The 15,437-nt window shown below is 53.9% G+C and carries 13 protein-coding genes; 12 read left to right on the forward strand and 1 reads right to left on the reverse strand.

The genetic code is table 11. From position 1 onward, the window contains the following. Nucleotides 1-272: 272 nt before the first annotated feature. The 4 genes from JKK62_RS11775 to JKK62_RS11790 are packed head-to-tail and all read left to right on the forward strand — an operon-like array spanning nucleotide 273 to nucleotide 3,563. Nucleotides 273-1,040, forward strand: coding sequence for a ParA family protein (locus JKK62_RS11775; RefSeq protein ID WP_201428045.1), 768 nt, complete (start codon nucleotides 273-275; stop codon nucleotides 1,038-1,040). Further along, entirely contained in the window at nucleotides 1,040-1,906 is an 867-nt protein-coding gene (locus JKK62_RS11780) for a ParB/RepB/Spo0J family partition protein (RefSeq protein WP_092966412.1), read from the forward strand. The genes JKK62_RS11775 and JKK62_RS11780 overlap by 1 nt, the downstream gene beginning before the upstream one ends. Beyond that, entirely contained in the window at nucleotides 1,899-3,176 is a 1,278-nt protein-coding gene (gene serS, locus JKK62_RS11785) for a serine--tRNA ligase (protein WP_092966410.1), read from the forward strand. The genes JKK62_RS11780 and serS overlap by 8 nt, the downstream gene beginning before the upstream one ends. Nucleotides 3,177-3,188: 12 nt before the next feature. After that, a complete protein-coding gene (locus tag JKK62_RS11790) occupies nucleotides 3,189-3,563 on the forward strand; it encodes a zinc-ribbon domain-containing protein (protein WP_201428046.1) in 375 nt (124 codons plus the stop codon). Nucleotides 3,564-3,626: 63 nt separating this feature from the next. Here JKK62_RS11790 and JKK62_RS11795 read toward each other — a convergent pair whose 3' ends face one another. Continuing rightward, nucleotides 3,627-4,577, reverse strand: coding sequence for a glycosyltransferase family 2 protein (locus JKK62_RS11795; protein WP_201428047.1), 951 nt, complete (start codon nucleotides 4,575-4,577; stop codon nucleotides 3,627-3,629). A gap of 226 nt (nucleotides 4,578-4,803) precedes the next feature. Between JKK62_RS11795 and JKK62_RS11800 the strand changes: the two genes are divergently transcribed. From JKK62_RS11800 to JKK62_RS11835, 8 genes are all read left to right on the forward strand, one after another. Next, entirely contained in the window at nucleotides 4,804-7,569 is a 2,766-nt protein-coding gene (locus JKK62_RS11800) for a YfhO family protein (RefSeq protein ID WP_201428048.1), read from the forward strand. Nucleotides 7,570-7,736: 167 nt separating this feature from the next. Further along, nucleotides 7,737-8,981 (forward strand): transglutaminase domain-containing protein, encoded by a 1,245-nt coding sequence (locus JKK62_RS11805; RefSeq protein WP_201428049.1) that lies wholly within the window; start codon nucleotides 7,737-7,739, stop codon nucleotides 8,979-8,981. Next, the gene (locus JKK62_RS11810) at nucleotides 8,974-10,227 is read left to right on the forward strand and encodes a transglutaminase domain-containing protein (protein WP_201428050.1); all 1,254 of its coding nucleotides are present in this window, start codon (nucleotides 8,974-8,976) and stop codon (nucleotides 10,225-10,227) included. The genes JKK62_RS11805 and JKK62_RS11810 overlap by 8 nt, the downstream gene beginning before the upstream one ends. Before the next feature lie 41 nt (nucleotides 10,228-10,268). Beyond that, the gene (locus JKK62_RS11815; RefSeq protein WP_201428052.1) at nucleotides 10,269-11,027 is read left to right on the forward strand and encodes a dihydroorotate dehydrogenase electron transfer subunit; all 759 of its coding nucleotides are present in this window, start codon (nucleotides 10,269-10,271) and stop codon (nucleotides 11,025-11,027) included. Further along, nucleotides 11,020-11,931, forward strand: coding sequence for a dihydroorotate dehydrogenase (locus JKK62_RS11820; protein WP_092966396.1), 912 nt, complete (start codon nucleotides 11,020-11,022; stop codon nucleotides 11,929-11,931). The genes JKK62_RS11815 and JKK62_RS11820 overlap by 8 nt, the downstream gene beginning before the upstream one ends. A 56-nt stretch (nucleotides 11,932-11,987) precedes the next feature. After that, nucleotides 11,988-12,827, forward strand: coding sequence for a helix-turn-helix domain-containing protein (locus tag JKK62_RS11825; RefSeq protein WP_201428054.1), 840 nt, complete (start codon nucleotides 11,988-11,990; stop codon nucleotides 12,825-12,827). A gap of 312 nt (nucleotides 12,828-13,139) precedes the next feature. Next, complete coding sequence (locus JKK62_RS11830) at nucleotides 13,140-14,273, forward strand: resuscitation-promoting factor (protein ID WP_092966392.1); 1,134 nt, start codon at nucleotides 13,140-13,142, stop codon at nucleotides 14,271-14,273. A gap of 117 nt (nucleotides 14,274-14,390) precedes the next feature. Then, entirely contained in the window at nucleotides 14,391-14,921 is a 531-nt protein-coding gene (locus JKK62_RS11835; RefSeq protein WP_201428055.1) for a hypothetical protein, read from the forward strand. Nucleotides 14,922-15,437: the final 516 nt, after the last annotated feature.

The raw sequence follows: 15,437 nt of genomic DNA on the forward strand, positions 1-15,437 counted from the left end.
CTCCAAACTCCATACTAATACAACGTCTGTCGGGAAAAAAATGAAATCACACAAAAACCTATCCGCAAGAAATGGGATTCGTCAGAGTCTGATGAATCATTGTCGCGAAAACGTGCAGTTTCCATCTAATCCGACTTTTAGTACGCGAAGCAAAAAAAGTTTCACGTGAAACAATTTAAAAATATTGGGTTTAGATACTTCAAAAAAGAGGGAACGTGTGGTATAATGATATCGTTGTTTCAAATCTAAGAAAAAGGAAGTGGACTGACCCTTTGGCTAAGATTATCGCTATATCAAATCAGAAGGGCGGCGTCGGCAAGACGACCACAGCCGTGAATCTCGCGGCGAGTCTGGGAGCACAGGGAAAAAAGGTGCTGCTTGTGGACGCGGACCCGCAGGGCAACGCCACGAGCGGCGTCGCGATCGACAAGAGCAAGGTCAAGGCTTCGACCTACAACATCATCGTGGACGGCACCAAGGCGGAGGAGTGTGTGCTCACAACGCCGTATCAGAATCTGCATATTCTGCCCTCGAGCCTGAACCTCGCGGCGGCGGAGCTGGAGATCGCCGAAAGACCGCACAGAGAGGCGTTGCTGAAAAAGGCGATCCTGCCCATCAAGCAATATTATGATTACATCATCGTGGACTGTCCGCCGTCGCTCGGACTGATCACCGCCAACGCGCTCACGCTTGCGGACACGTTCATCGTCCCGATCCAGTGCGAGTACTACGCGCTCGAGGGACTGTCCCAGCTGATGAGCACCGTGCGCCGCATCAAGCGTCAGTATAACGGCTCGATCGAGCTGGAGGGCGTTTTGCTGACGATGTACGACGGCAGACTGAACCTCACCCAGCAGGTCGTGGAGGAGGTCAAGAAGTTCTTCCCGGGCAAGGTATTCGGCACGGTCGTATCGCGCGGCGTGAGATTGTCCGAAGCGCCGAGCTTCGGAATGCCCGTTATCTATTACGACAAGAACTGCAAGGGAAGCATCGCCTATATGGAGCTTGCCAGGGAAATTATCGCAAAGGAGAAACGCTGATGGCAAAAAAACTCGGCGGCTTGGGCAAAGGTCTGAACGCCATCTTTATTGAAAACGACAGCGAGAAGGGCGACGGAGCCGTCACCCTGAAAATCTCGGAAATCGAGCCGAACCGTTCCCAGCCGCGAAAGGACTTTGACGAGCAGTCGCTCGGCGAGCTTGCCGAGAGCATCTCGTCGCACGGACTGCTGCAGCCGCTGCTGGTCAGACCGCTGCCGCTCGGCGGCTATGAGATCGTCGCGGGCGAAAGACGCTACCGCGCCTGCCGCATGGCGGGACTGAACGAGGTTCCGGTCATCATCCGCGAGCTGACGGAATCCGAGACGATGGAGCTTGCTCTGATCGAGAACCTGCAGCGTGAGGACTTGACGCCGCTTGAAGAAGCGGAGGGCTATAACGTCCTGATGCGCGAGCACGGCTTCACGCAGGAGGAGATCGCGCAGTCGATGGGAAAATCCCGACCTGCGATAGCAAACGCCCTGAGACTTTTAAAACTACCCGAGAGCGTGCGTGAGCTGCTGCGGGAGGACAAAATCTCGGCAGGACACGCAAGAGCACTGCTCACCCTCGGCAGCGAGGAGGAGATGCTCGCGGTCGCGGACGAGATCATCAAAAAGGACTTGTCCGTCCGTCAGACGGAAGCGCTTTGCAAGAAGCCCGTCAAAATAAAACCCGAGAAGCAGCCCGAGAAGCAGCCGACCTTCTATAAGATGGTAGAGCTTGCGCTCAACGAGAGCATGGGAAGAAAGGTCACCGTCACCAAGAGCAAGAACAAAGAGGGCGGCGTCCTGCAAATCGAATTCTATTCCGACGAGGAACTGACAGAGTTATCAAATCTTTTACATAAGGAGCAGAACAATGATTGATATCAAATTTTTACGTGAAAATCCCGACGCGGTCAAGGAGAACATCAAGAAGAAGTTCCAGGACCACAAGCTCGCTTTGGTAGACGAGGTCATCGCGCTTGACGCGGAGAGCCGTGCGGCAAAGCAGCAGGCGGATGACCTGCGCTCCAACAGAAACAAGATCTCCAAGCAGATCGGAATGCTGATGGCGCAGAAGAAGAAGGAAGAGGCGATGGCGCTCAAGGAGGAGGTCACCAGACAGGCGGAGCAGCTCGCGGCGCTCGAGGAAAAGGAAGCCGAGCTGAGCGCGAAGGTGACGAACATCATGATGCAGATTCCGCAGATGATCGCGCCCACCGTACCGATCGGCAGGGACGACACCCAGAACGTGGAAATCGAGCGTTTCGGCGAGCCGTTTGTGCCCGACTTCGAGGTGCCCTACCACACCGATATCATGGAGAAGCTCGGCGGCATCGACCTCGACTCCGCGAGAAAGGTAGCAGGCAACGGCTTCTATTATCTGATGGGCGACATCGCAAGACTGCACAGCGCGGTGATCTCCTACGCGAGAGACTTCATGATCGACAGAGGCTTCACCTACTGCGTGCCGCCGTTCATGATCCGCTCCAACGTTGTCACGGGCGTCATGAGCTTCGCGGAAATGGATTCGATGATGTACAAGATCGAGGGAGAGGATCTCTACCTGATCGGCACCAGCGAGCACTCCATGATCGGCAAGTTCATCGACACCATCAATAAGGAAGAAACCCTTCCGCAGACGCTCACCAGCTATTCACCCTGCTTCCGCAAGGAGAAGGGCGCTCACGGCATCGAGGAGAGAGGCGTCTACCGCATCCACCAGTTCGAGAAGCAGGAGATGATCGTCGTCTGCAAGCCCGAGGACAGCGAAATGTGGTTTGACAAGCTGTGGCAGAACACCGTCGATCTGTTCCGTTCCATGGATATCCCCGTCAGAACGCTCGAGTGCTGCTCGGGAGACCTCGCCGATCTGAAGGTGCGTTCCCTCGACGTAGAGGCATGGTCACCCCGTCAGAAGAAGTATTTCGAGGTCGGCTCCTGCTCCAACCTCGGCGACGCGCAGGCGAGACGCCTGAAGATCCGCGTATCGGGCAAGGGCGGCAAGTACTTCGCGCACACCCTCAACAACACCGTTGTCGCACCTCCGAGAATGCTGATCGCGTTCCTCGAGAACAACCTCAACGAGGACGGCAGCATCCGCATACCCGAAGCGCTCAGACCGTATATGGGCGGCAAGGACGTCATCAGATAAGGGGAGAAGAATATGTTTTGTCAGAATTGCGGCGCGCAGATGAACGCGGGTGACAGAACCTGCAAAAGATGCGGTGCGCCGGTACGTCAGGCGGCGAATCAATATCAGAATTACGCGCAGCCCGCGGAGGGCTATCACCGCGAGGAGCATGTATCGACAGGCGGCTGGATCGGCATCAACTTCCTGATGCTCATTCCCATCGTCAACATCATTCTGCTGATTGTCTGGGCATTCGGCGGCAGCAGACAGCGTTCGCTCCAGACATGGGCGAGAGCCAAGCTGATACTGCTTCTGATCAGCATCCTTATCACGGTTGCGGTCATTGTGATTCTGATTGTCACAGGCGTGAATGTCAGCGACATGATGAGAAATGGCAGATATTATTAATAGCTGATAAAAAAAGAGGAGACGTTTGCAAACGCAAACGTCTCCGTTATTTTTATCGGTCGTTTATTTTTCTTCGTTGTTCTCGTCCTCAAAGTTGGAGAACTTGGTAATATAGATCGGGCGTTCCTTTGTTTCCATATAGATCTTGCCGATGTATTCGCCGAGGATGCCGATGGACATTTCGGTCAGTCCGCCGAGGAAGAGCACCGCGCAGAGCGTGGTGACATAGCCGGGGGTCTGGATGCCGAAGAAGAGCGTCTGAATCAGCGTGGCAATAATGTAGATCAGCGAGAGGAAAAAGATGATAGCGCCCATCACCGCCGTGAAGCGCAGGGGAGCGACGGAGAAGCAGGTGATGCCGTCGATCGCGTATTTGAACAGGGAGGAGAACTTCCACGTCGAGGTACCCAGCTCGCGGTCGACGGTCTTGAAGGAGATCCACTTGGTTTGGAAGCCGACCCATGAAAAGATACCCTTGGAAAAACGCTGCACCTCGCTGAGCTCGAGTATCACGCTGACCATCTGCCGCGTCATCATGCGGTAGTCCATCGCGCCGTAGGGATTTTTGACGTCGGTCAGGCGGTTGGAAAGGCGGAAGAACAGCTTTGAGAACGCGCCTCTGAAAAAGCTCTCACCCTCGCGTTCGTCGCGCTTGGTGGCGCAGCAGTCGTAGCCCTCGTTCATCGCCTCGATCATCTGCGGAAAGACCGCCGGCGGATGCTGCAGATCCGCGTCCATCACAACGACATAATCCGCGTCGGCGTGCTGCAGTCCGGCGTACATCGCCGCCTCCTTGCCAAAGTTGCGGGAGAAGGAGATATATTTGATATTGTCGAACTGCGCAGCAAGGCGCTTCATAATCAGATAGGTCTTGTCCTTGCTGCCGTCGTTGACGAGTATGTAACGGAAGCGGTAATCGGGGATTGCGGCAATGACCTTGTTGGTTTCCGCGACGAAATGCTCCAGACCTGCTTCCTCATTATAGCACGGTACGATCAAATCAATTGATTTCATAGTTGTTATCTTCCTTTCGGAGAATCCGTGGACGTCCGCGCATGACAGACCTCTCACAATTATTCATTATACCAAACCGATACAGAAAAGTCCAACTATTTTCAAAAAATTCAGAAACTTTTCAGAATTGTTCTTTACCTTACGGAAAAAACGTGCTAAAATAAAATGGTTAATATAGGGTTCTCTGCCTTAGCGGAGAATCCAACAAATCAAATGGAGGTCAACTATGTCCGCAACGAAAAAAACGGACGCTCCTCTGCTGAGCGGCAGACGCTTCCGTGAGTTCGCAATCAGGAACCGCTATATCTGGATATCCTTTCTGGTTCCGTTTGTGCTCATGGTCACCGCCTTCGGTCTGATGAGCGTTTCACCCTTTGGCGACAAGCAGATACTTGTCACCGACCTGTGGCACCAGTATTTTCCCTTCCTCGCGGATTTCCAGGACAAGCTCAAAAACGGCGAGTCGCTGTTCTGGACATGGTCGGTGGGAGGAGGCGTGAACTACTTCGCGCTGATGTCCTACTACCTCGCGAGTCCCGTCAATTTTCTCTCGGTGTTTATCCCTGCCGAATGGCTGCGGGAATTTCTGATGTTCTCGGTGTCGCTGAAAATCGCGCTTTCGGGCGCGTTCACCGCGTACTTCCTCAAGAGCGTCTACAAGCGCAACGACTACACGCTGCTGATGTTCTCGTGCTGCTTCTCCTTCTGCGCCTACCTGATGGGCTTCTACTGGAACACCATCTGGCTCGACACGGTGTGCATCACGCCGCTGGTGGCGCTCGGCACGGTGAAGCTGCTGACGGAGAACCGCTTCCGTCTGTTCACCGTCACCCTTGCGCTGTCGCTGCTGATGAATTACTACATCGGACTGTTCACCTGTATCATGGTGCTGATGATATTCATCGCGTATTCCATCATCTATTGGAGCGGCGTGAAGAACTTCTTCATCAACCTGATCAAGACGGGCGCCTTCTCCTTTGCGGCGATCGGCATGACAACCTTTTTCCTGCTGCCCGCGTTCATGGGACTGCAGAACACCCACGCCTCGGGAAGTACCTTCCCCAGCACCTTTGCCATCAATATCGGCGGCAGCAACGACCTGCTCGGCGTGCTGCGCGCGCTGAAGAGCATCACGGGCAACTTCGCGAACTTCACCTGCGCCGCGAACAAGGCGGCGGACGCGCTGCCGAATATCTCATGCTCGGCGTTCGCGCTCTTCTTCGGCATCCTTTCCCTGACAAGCCCGAAAATCAAGGTGAGGGAGAAGATCGTCAGCGTGTCGCTGATCCTCTTCATGTTCCTGAGCTGCGTTATCCGTCAGCTCGACTATATCTGGCACGGCTTCCACTTCACCAACATGATCTCCTACCGTTTCAGCTACCTGATCAGCTTCCTGCTGATCATCATGGCGTACCGCGCGTTCACCACGATCGATCACATCAGCGTGGTCGGCGCGATCGTCGCGACGCTGCTGAGCACATTTGTGCTGGTGATGGCGGTCAACGACAAGGGCACCGACGTCATGTTCGTCGACCATATGGACTGGATGAAGCCGACCCTGATCGCGACCGCGGCGATTCTCGCGTTCATCGCGGCAGTGGTGATTCTCTACACCAAGCGGGTGATACCGAAGAACGTCATGATCATCGCGCTGATGGTCGTGACCCTTGCGCAGAGCGGCGTGACCGCCTACACGGGCGTCAGCCGCACCACCGTAACAGGCACGCAGGATTATCCCCGCGGTGAGGAAAACACCGAACAGGTGATTGCGTATATGAAGAACCGCGAGGCGGACAATCCCGAAATGTACCGCAGCGAGGTCACCACAACGCAGACGCTCAACGACGGCGCGCTCAACCACTACCACGGTCTTTCGATGTTCAACTCCATGGCGAACGAAAACATGACGCGCTTCTTTGAGAACTTCGGCATGATGGGCTGGAAGAGCGGCAACCGCTACACCTACGCGGAAAGCACGCCGGTGACCAACATGTTCATGGATTTGAAATACCTGATCCACCGCAACGGCGATATGCACAACACCTATGATATGAACGAGGTGTGCAGCGCGGGCGGCGTCAAGCTTTATGAAAACACCCACTATCTGCCAATCGGCTTCATGACCGAAAAGGAGCTGCTCAACTGGGTGGAGAACGACAACGAGGATCAGTTTGATCCGTTCGAGCAGCAGAACGCCTTTTTCAGTCAGGCGACGGGCATCAAGACAAATGTCTATTCCCGTCTGGAGGTCGTGTCGCAGGGACATTCCGACTCCGCGCAGTTCATGGTCAACAAGCAGGACTACGGTCTGTATAATTTCAGCTGCATCGACACCACCATCACTCCGCATGTCAAGTGGAACTATGAGGCGCCCGAAAGCGGACTGTACGCGATGTACGCCGATATCCACGACGGCGACGACGTGACCATCATGCAGAACGACGTGGCGCAGACGAGCAAGTACGGCATGGGACGCTCGTATATCGCGTGCATCGGCTACTTCAACAAGGGCGACAAGATCTCTGTCTACGCCGACCTCAAGCAGGGCTCGGCAGGCAACGCGAGGGTCTATGTCAATATGCTCAATAAGGAAATCTTTGAGCAGGGCTACGCGAAGCTGTCCGAGAGCGTACTCAAGACCGAGAGCCACACCGACAGCTCCGTCAAGGGCACGATCAACGCCAAGAAGGACGGACTGTTCTACACCTCGATTCCCTACGAAAAGGGCTGGACGGCAAAGGTGGACGGCGAAACGGTGGATATCACTCCCGTCGGCAATTCGCTGCTTGCGTTCCCGCTGAGCGCGGGCGAGCATGAGATCACACTGACCTATTATCCCAACGGCTTCTGGCCCGGAATGGCGGTTTCATGCGTTTGCTTGCTGCTGTTTGCAGGCATGTGCGTCCTGACATATATCCTCAGAATCAGGATCATCCCCGAGCCTGTGTATGAATCACAGCTGGAGGACGAGGACGAAGAAGATCCGGAATAAAAAGAAAATGACAATCGGCGCAAGGCGGAAAGCCCTGCGCCGATTTTTTATGCGCGGGCTTAAAATTATTCACAAAGCGCATAAAAAATTTCAAAATATAATTGACTGAATGGAAAAAATAGGATAAAATTAATATAACTATGAGTATCAATAAAAGGTGATTGTGTGTGAATCCGATTAAACAATACAGCCTGCCCGTCGCGGCGGCGTCCATGATCGTGCTGATAGCCGTACTCGTCGGCTGTTCCGCCTGTTCGCCAAGATGGTATTACCGGTTCCGCGAGGAGCCGACCGTCGCGCCGACGAGCGACGTTTCCACGGATACGGACGAGAGGGAGAGCATAACCGACAGTCACGGCTACAACAGCCTGAACGATAAGATGAAGAAGGCGTATCAGGTGCTGGATGAATATATACACCGCGACTACAGCGAGCGGTTCACGCTGGCGCTGAACGACGGCGACGAGCTTCTCAACGTGGTGGAGGCGTACGAGCAGGATCACCCCGAGGTGTTCTGGCTCGATACCGGCTCACGCTACGAGTACGCGACCTATAGCCACGGTCTGGAGGTCACCCTGAGCTTCACCTTCGAGGGCGACGCGCTGGAGGAGGCGAAGGAGGACGTCGAGAAAGCCGTTAGCGACATCATCAAGGGCGCGCCCGAAAACGCCACCGATTACGAGATAGAGCTTTACCTCAACGAGTGGATCATCTACCACTGCTCCTACGATAAGGAAGGACCGCAGCGGCATACGGTATACGGCTCCCTGATTCAGGGAAGAGCGGTGTGCGACGGCTACGCGAAGGCGTTCCAGCTTTTGTGTCACCGTATGGGCATCGACTGCGTGACCATCGAGGGCACGGCGACCGAGTTTGAAAGCAGACTCGATGAAAGCGGCGACGACGGACATATGTGGAACTGCATCCGGCTGGGAGACGACTGGTACCATGTGGACGTCACCTGGAACGACGGCGACGTGCATATCCAGAAATACGCGTTCCTCAACCTCAGCACCGAGGAGATCGAGCGCACGCATTCCATCAGTCCGCTTTTCGGAGATGCAAGCCCCGACGACTACGACTATCTCAACACCTTTGTACCCGAATGCACCGGCATGGAGTACAACTACTTCTACAAGAGCTGTCCGTGCATCACCGACCTCGATGACGACTCGGAGGTCATCGCCGCGCTGATAGAGGCGGCAAAGAAGCGCACCCTGTATCTGGACGTCCGCATCGACAGCTCGCTGGACTATGACGAGACCACACAGGCAATATCCGAGAGCTACGGTTACCGCTGGCTCGAGGCAGCAAACATGTATAACAATGATGAACCCGAAATCTCCGCGGACAGCAAATATATTGTCTATAAGGAGATCAATGTCATCACCTTCAATTTAGCGTATGAATAAGAAAATCATTTCACTCATTTCCATTTTTGTCGCGGCGCTGTTATTATGCGGCTGCGACCCTTTGGAAGCGCTGACTAATTTTCTGGATGATGTAAAGCCCGACAACCCCGCGCTGACAAGCGAGGTAGCGGAGCACCGCAAGACGCTGACGGGCTGCGGCTATGAGGCGTTGAAAACCGAAGCGGAGCGCGACGCCTACGCCACGGTGGATTATCTTGCGCAGAGGGGCAGCAGCACCATATTCATGCTCGACAACGACGGCACGCCCTCAAAAATGGGAGATATCATCGACCTGTACAAGGGCGACCATCCCGAGGTATTCTGGCTTGACGACAGCGGCGGCTATGAGTATACCAGACACGATACCTACACGGAAATCAGGCTTCTCTATTCGTTCGAGGGAGAGGAGCTGACGGAAGCGAAGCGCCTCCTGCAGGAGAGAGTCGACGCGCTTCTGGAGAAAGCGCCCAAGGAGAAAAGCAAATATGAAAAAGAGCTGTGGCTCAACGATATGCTGGTGCAGATTTGCGAGTATGACGAGGACGCGGCTGAGGAGGACAAGGTGATTTCCAACGAGCAGAACGCCTACGGCGCGCTGGTCGACGGCAAGGCGGTCTGCGAGGGCTATACCCGCGCGTTCCAGCTGCTATGCAGCGAGCTGGAGATACCGTGCGTGTCGGTCAACGGGACCGTGGAGAACGCCAACTCAGACGGAGAGGGCAACCATATCTGGAACGCGGTGCAGCTCGACGACGACTGGTACTATGTCGACGTGACATGGAACGACTTCCAGCCCAATTCGGACGAATACTGCCTGACCGAGATAGAGAAGCACCTCTATTTCAATATCACGACCGACAAGCTGCTCGAGGACCACAAAATCAGTCCGCTGTACGGCAGCGGGGAGGAGGCGGATTATTACAACGCCTTTATCCCGGAGTGCACCGCGAAAAAGGAGAATTTTTTCCGCAAGAGCCTGATCACGATATCCTCGGCGGAGGACAGCGGCAAGCTGCAGAAGGCGCTGACGGCGGCTGCTGCGGACGATGCCGAGACCTTTGCGTTCTGCATCGATGAGGACGCGGACTATGAGGATGTAGTGGACGACATCATCAACGGCTATGCCTACAGCTGGATCAGGAAGGCGAATGAAAAGAATGATGGCGACCATCAGCTGAGCACCAACTCCAAGTTTTTCACGTATGAAGAAATCAACGCCGCGGCGTTTGTTTTGGAATATAAATAAGGGAACCGAGGTTCCCGCATACACCCCGAAAGGATGATACAATGAAATATGATATCCGTCAGCTGCGGCTGCTTTCCAACGAAGCGATCGCAAAGGGCATATATGATATGCGCCTTGCCTACGGAGAAAACGAGATACCCGTGCAGTGCGGACAGTTCGCGCACGTCTATGTACCGGGAAAGAGCCTGCGCAGACCGATATCCGTCTGCGACGCGCGCGACGGCGTGCTGCGCCTTGTCTATCAGGTCAAGGGCGAGGGCACCAAGATCATGTCACAGATGAAGCAGGGAGAGCAGGTGGACGTACTCGTACCGCTCGGCAACGGCTTTTGTGTGGATAAAGAGAAGAAGTACGCGCTGATCGGCGGCGGTATCGGCGTACCGCCCATGCTTTACACCGCGGCGCAGTGCAAGGAACCGCTTGCAATCACGGGCTTCCGCAGCAGGGAGCTTGTGATATTACAGGAGGACTTCGCGCAGGCGGGAGCGGAGGCCGTGCTTGTGACCGACGACGGCAGCGCCGGAAAGAAGGGCTTTGTCACCGACGTCCTCCGCGAGAGGATCGCGGAGGTGGATGAGGTCTGCGCCTGCGGACCGACGCCCATGCTGGAGGCAGTCGCGCGCGTCTGCGCGGAATTCGGAAAGCCCTGTCAGATCTCACTGGAGGAGCGAATGGCGTGCGGCATCGGCGCATGTCTGGTCTGCGCGGTCAAGGTGCGCAAAAACGGGGAGGAGATCATGCAGCACGTCTGCAAGAACGGTCCCGTATTCAACGCGGAGGAGGTAGTGTTCCATGGCTGATTTATCGGTAAAGGTAGCGGGCGTCAGCTTTGCGAATCCGCTGATCGCCGCCTCGGGAACCTTCGGGTTCGGCAGGGAGTACGGCGAGTTCTATCCGCTCTCGAAGCTGGGCGGCATCTCCTGCAAGGGCATCACCCTGAAACGGCGTGACGGCAATCCGCCGCCGCGTATCGCGGAAACACCCTCGGGCATTCTCAACGCCGTCGGCTTGCAGAATCCGGGCGTGGACGTGTTCATCCGGGAGGATCTGCCGTGGCTGAAGCAGCAGAACACGGTCGTCATCGCGAACATCGCGGGCAACACCGTCGAGGATTACTGTGCGATGGCGGAGAAGCTCAGCGAGACCGACGTCGACATGATCGAGCTGAATATCTCCTGTCCCAACGTCAAGAGCGGCGGCGTGCAGTTCGGCACGAGCTGCGAGTCGGTGGGACAGATCACCAAAGAGGTGCGCGCGCACTGCCGCAAGCCTCTGATCGTCAAGCTCAGCCCGAACGTCACCGATATCGCCTCGATCGCGCAGGCGGCGGAGGCAGGCGGCGCTGACGCGATATCCATGATCAACACCCTGACGGGCATGAAAATAGACATCAGAACACGCCGTCCAATCATCCGCAACAACACGGGCGGACTCAGCGGCGCGGCGGTATTTCCCGTAGCGGTGAGAATGGTGTGGCAGGTGTCCAACGCCGTCAGCATCCCCATCATCGGAATGGGAGGCATCACCACATGGGAGGACGCGGTGGAAATGATGATCGCGGGAGCGACCGCTCTGCAGATCGGCACCGTTCTGTTCTCCGACCCCTACGCGCCGGTCAAAATCGCGGAGGGAATCAATCAATTTCTCAATGACAATCATATCGCGAGCGTCACCGAGCTGACGGGTACGGTAATCCCTTGGTAAAAACATACCAACAATATTATTTTTCTTAACATCAAGGCAAGGAGTAATAAAGGCAAATGGACTATCAATACGATGTTGTGAATTATGATAAAAATATCCCCGCAACGATTATGTATCTCAATCTATCCTCGGAGACGCGCAAGACCGAGCTGCAGTGGCACAGAGAGCCGGAGCTGGTCTATGTGATTGAGGGCACGAGCGAATGTATCCGCAACGGCGAATCAAAGATGGTGGAGGAAGGAGATTTTATCCTGATCAACAGCGAGGACGTACATCTTGTCCGTCCCGTATCGGGCACAGGCTGCAGGCTGCTGTGCGTGAACTTTTCTTTTGAATATATCCGCATGTTCTGCAAATCCATCGACAGCGTATTTTTTGACGTCAACGGAGACAGTGAAGTGCACAGACAGATCGCGGACATCCTGAAGGAAATCGCCGCGACAGGCAGCGACGGCGACTACGTGTCGCTGCTGCAGATCTCCCATATCAACAGGATTTATTATCTGCTGCTCAGTCAGTGCATGTGCTTCCGCAGAAGCGGAGGAACGGTGTCAGCAACCAAGCGCGATTTTTCCTACGCGAAAACCGCGATCGCATATATAAACGAGAACTACAAGCGCGAGATTCCGCTCAATGAGATATCCTCGGTCGTGAATCTGTCGCCCTCCTACTTTTCCAAGTATTTCAAGAACGTCACGCAGGTCAGCTTTTCCAAGTATCTCGCGAACCTGCGGCTTGAAAACGCGATCAACGATATGATCCATCACAACTCTACCGTTTCGACCGCGGCGATGGAAAACGGCTTCGCCAACGTAAAGGCGTTCATCACCCAGTGCAAGAAGGTATACAACTGCACGCCCGCGCAATTCAAAAAGCGGCTTTCGGGCAGGGCATAAACAAAATAAAGGTTATTAACGGCTCGGAGCTTCGGCTCCGGGCCGTTTTTGTCATACTTTTGTTATGATTTGAAATTCTTGCACTTTGACCAATATTTTGCAGGAGAAAACCGCAGGAAACAGCCTTGAATAATTCCAAAATGAAATAATAGTCATATTCATTGTGAATATTGCATAAAATTCTAATATTGAATTTATTTGACATTACCAAAGAACCGCGTTATAATGCCACACAACAAAGGCAAGCAGGATTTCAACACCCTGCAAAAAATAAAATGACGATTCAATTCGTAACATATAAAGGAGTTTATTATGGCTAACGGAAATGCGAAAACTCACAAATTCATGTCTGTTTGCGCGCTGTCCTTAGCGGGACTGACCGCGTTTGGCTCGGTGTTCGCGGTAGCAGCCGCGGCGACCGCTCCCGAGCAGGTTACCGCCGAAGCTGCCACGGAAGCAGCGGATACCTCCGTATTTCATTATCTCTATGAAAGCGGTGAGTACCACGTACTCAGCGCACACGAGATAGAGGTCAAAAACGGCGACGAGTCCGTCAAGGTCGTCGTCAAGGACGGCACCGTCGCGGACGCTGTCAAGGCTGCGGGCTTTACCCTCGGCGAGACGCAGGTCACCTATCCTCCGATGGATACCAAAATCACGAAGGACATCACCGTCCGCATCCTGGACGCAAAGACGGTCGAGCTCACGGCGGACGGCGAAACAAAGGACGTCCTGCTGCCCTACGGCACCGTTGAGGAAGCGCTGATCATGGGAGGCGTCAAGCTCGGCAAGGAGGACATCCTCGACGTGAAGCGTGACAAGGATATCAGCAAGGTCGACGCGATCACGATCAAGCGTGTGACATATAAAAACGAAACCGAAACCGAAGCCGTACCCTACGACAAGGTCAAGGAGAACTCGGACGAGCTGGAGCTTGGCGAAACCAAGATCGGCACCGAAGGCAAGGACGGCGAGAAGGCAGTCGTCAAGAAGGTCAAGTACATCGACGGCGAACGCGACAGCAGCGAGACCATCGCCGAGAAGGTCATCAAAAAGCCCGTTGACGAGGTAACGCTCGTCGGCACCAAGGGCGCAGGCTCCACAGGCGGCGCGGGCACCTTCACCGACGAGAACGGCGTCGAGGTTTCTTATAAATATAAGCTGACCGGTTCAGGCACGGCATATACCGCAGCTCCCGGCGCGTCGACGTCCACAGGCGCCGCCGTTTATGAGGGCGGCGTTGCGGTCAATCCCAACCTGATTCCCTACGGCTCCAAGCTCTACATCGTATCCACCGACGGCAGCCGCACCTACGGCTACGCGACAGCGGTCGATACAGGCGGAGCGCTGATGGACGGTTCGGCGATCGTCGACTGCTTCTACTTCTCCTATGACGCGTGCATGAGCTGGGGACGCAGAGACGTCAATGTTTATGTCATCGAATAAGATGATTTCATATATAGAGATTGTGTGTTTGAAAAAATGATTGATTTTTGAATCATTATCATATATAATAGGTGATGTTATTGTACATCACCTATTTTTATTGAAAGGAAAGATATTATGAAAAAGCTTTGCGCGGCAATTCTTGCGGCGGTCATGTTTGCGGCAGTCGCATCGGGCTGCTTTGGTGCGGGACAGAAGGCAGCCGTCGCCACGGGAGACGAGGCGGCAAGTCAGAATGCCTCGGATTATGAAAACAACTTTGAGGGACTTTGCAACTATCTCGCGTCCTTCGGCTATATCAACCCCGTCGATGAAAACGCGGACGTCACCTTCACCGTGATGGACGCTTCGCTGATCGGAGCGGCAAAGGGCAGAAGATTCACCGAGCAGACCATGAAGAAGGCGAACATCGAGATCTACGAGTACAGCGACACCAAGAACGCCACGGCGGACGAGGTTCTCAAGAGCGTCAAGGACAACGGCACGTTTTCCATTCTCGAGCTGCCCGAGGTCAACGCGCTTCTCTCGGACAACGGCAAATATCTGATGGTATATAAAGACCAGACCATCGACGAGAGCAAGACGGACGCGGACAACTACAAGCTCAGAGAAGAAATCATTGAAAAATTCAAAGAATTCCACAAGTAATTTCAGAGGCAGCCAAGCGGCTGCCTTTTGTTATTGTGCGATTGTCATAATACTATTCTGCAAAAGCGAAAAACTTTATTCAGATAAAGCATAAAAGCGAGCAACAACATCTTGTGGCAGGGTATGCCAAAAAAGGCGAAAAAACACAAACGCGAAAAAAATCTGAAAAAAATCAAAAAAAGTTTGAAAAAAGGGTTGACTTTTCGGGATAAAGAGCGTATAATAGCAAATGTTCGGTCGGGGACAACGACAAACACAATGTGAAAAACCACTAAAGTGAATGTCACAAAGTTGTTCAAACTGAACAATAGGACCTTGAAAATTGAACAACGAAGAAAGAAGAACCCGTAATGTTCTTTGAGTAAAATACTCTAAGAAATTACAGTGAGATGTACACTAAAATACATCGGTAAATTCACGAACGTGTCAGCAATGATAAGTTCTGAATAAGAGATTAAAACTCTGAAAAATGATTTGAACAGCGAAAGCCGTTGAGATACAAATTTGATCGGAAGA

Source organism: Ruminococcus difficilis, from assembly GCF_016680995.1.